Origin of the sequence: Pseudacidovorax sp. NFM-22 (genome assembly GCF_021401245.1) — a bacterium.
Lineage (GTDB): Bacteria > Pseudomonadota > Gammaproteobacteria > Burkholderiales > Burkholderiaceae_C > Xenophilus.
This window is the reverse complement of the sequence record NZ_JACBFY010000018.1, coordinates 1-1730: the sequence shown is the minus strand read 5'-3', so window position 1 is coordinate 1730 and position 1730 is coordinate 1. Positions and strand designations below refer to the sequence as shown.

Sequence of the window (1730 nt, the reverse complement as noted above, 5' to 3'; positions counted from 1 at the left end):
CCGCCGACGATGGCGTCGCGCGTGGCGCCAGCCTTCACCAGGATGTGTTCGGCATAGAAGCGCGCCGTGGCGACCTTGGCCTGCATGAAGGCCGCATCCTGCGCCTGGGCCTCGGGCGTCAGCGCCACCAGCAGCGAGCGGCCCAACTGCCAGCCGGCCACCAGGTTGCCGGCCAGCATCAGGTACGGCACGCTGCCCGCGTACACCGCATTCGGGTCGCCCTTGGCCTGGCCGGCGATGAAGTCCACCACGTCCAGGTAGGCCTCACGCGCGGCCTTCACGCGCAGGGCCACGGCCTTGGCATCGTCGCTGGGGCTGGCCAGCAGTTCGGCCTCGGTCTTCTCGACCTGCGCCGCGATGGCGCGCGCGGCCTGGCCGCCGTCGCGGGCCGTCTTGCGGCCCACCAGGTCGTTGGCCTGGATGGCGGTCGTGCCTTCGTAGATGGTCAGGATCTTGGCATCGCGGTAGTACTGGGCGGCGCCGGTCTCCTCGATGAAGCCCATGCCACCGTGCACCTGCACGCCCAACGAGGTCACTTCCAGGCTCATCTCGGTGCTGTAGCCCTTGACCAGCGGGACCAGGAATTCGTAGAAGGCCTGGTTCTGTTTGCGCACCTCGGCGTCGTCATGGTGATGGGCCGCGTCGTAGGCCGCGGCAGCCACGCTGGCCATGGCGCGGCAGCCTTCGGTGTAGGCGCGCATGGTCATGAGCATGCGGCGCACGTCGGGGTGGTGGATGATCGGCGCGCTTTTGGTCATCGAGCCATCGACCGGACGGCTCTGCACGCGCTCGCGGGCGTAGGCCACCGCATGCTGGTAGGCCCGCTCGGCCACCGCGATGCCCTGCACGCCCACCGCATAGCGGGCGGCATTCATCATGATGAACATGTATTCGAGGCCGCGGTTCTCCTCGCCCACGAGATAACCGATGGCGCCGCCGTTATCCCCGTACTGCAGCACGGCGGTGGGGCTGGCCTTGATGCCCAGCTTGTGCTCGATGCTCACGCAGTGCACGTCGTTGCGCGCGCCCAGCGAGCCATCGTCATTGACCATGAATTTGGGCACGACGAACAGGCTGATGCCCTTGACGCCCTCCGGCGCGCCGCTCACCCGGGCCAGCACCAGGTGCACGATGTTCGGCGCCATGTCGTGCTCGCCATAGGTGATGTAGATCTTGGTGCCGAAGACCTTGTAGCTGCCGTCAGGCTGCGGCTCGGCGCGGGTGCGCACCAGCGCCAGGTCGCTGCCGGCCTGCGGCTCGGTGAGGTTCATGGTGCCGGTCCATTCGCCGCCCACCAGCTTTTCCAGGTAGGTCGCCTTGAGCTGCTCCGAACCGGCCGTGAGCAATGCCTCGATGGCGCCGTCGGTCAGCAGCGGGCACAGCGCGAAGCTGAGGTTGGCGCTGTTGACCATCTCGCCGCAGGCCGCGCCGATGGTCTTGGGCAGGCCCTGGCCGCCGAAGTCGACGGGATGCTGCAGGCCCTGCCAGCCGCCCTCGGCGTACTGGCGGAAGGCCTCCTTGAAGCCGGGCGTGGTGCGCACCGCGCCGTCCTTGAAGGACGAGGGGTCGCGGTCGCCGGCCACGTTCAGCGGCGCGATCACGTCCTGCGTCAGCTTGGCGCACTCTTCCAGCACGGCGGCGGCGGTGTCCAGGCCGGCGTCGCCAAAGCCCGGCATCTGGGCGATCTCGTCGATGCGCGCCAGATGCTCGATGTCGAACAGCATGTCCTT

At 68.5% G+C, this 1730-nt stretch carries 1 protein-coding gene; it reads right to left on the bottom strand.

The annotated features are described in order from the left end of the window. Positions 1–1730 (bottom strand): acyl-CoA dehydrogenase (locus L0984_RS29740; protein WP_234198007.1); only part of this gene is annotated, 1730 nt, incomplete at both ends.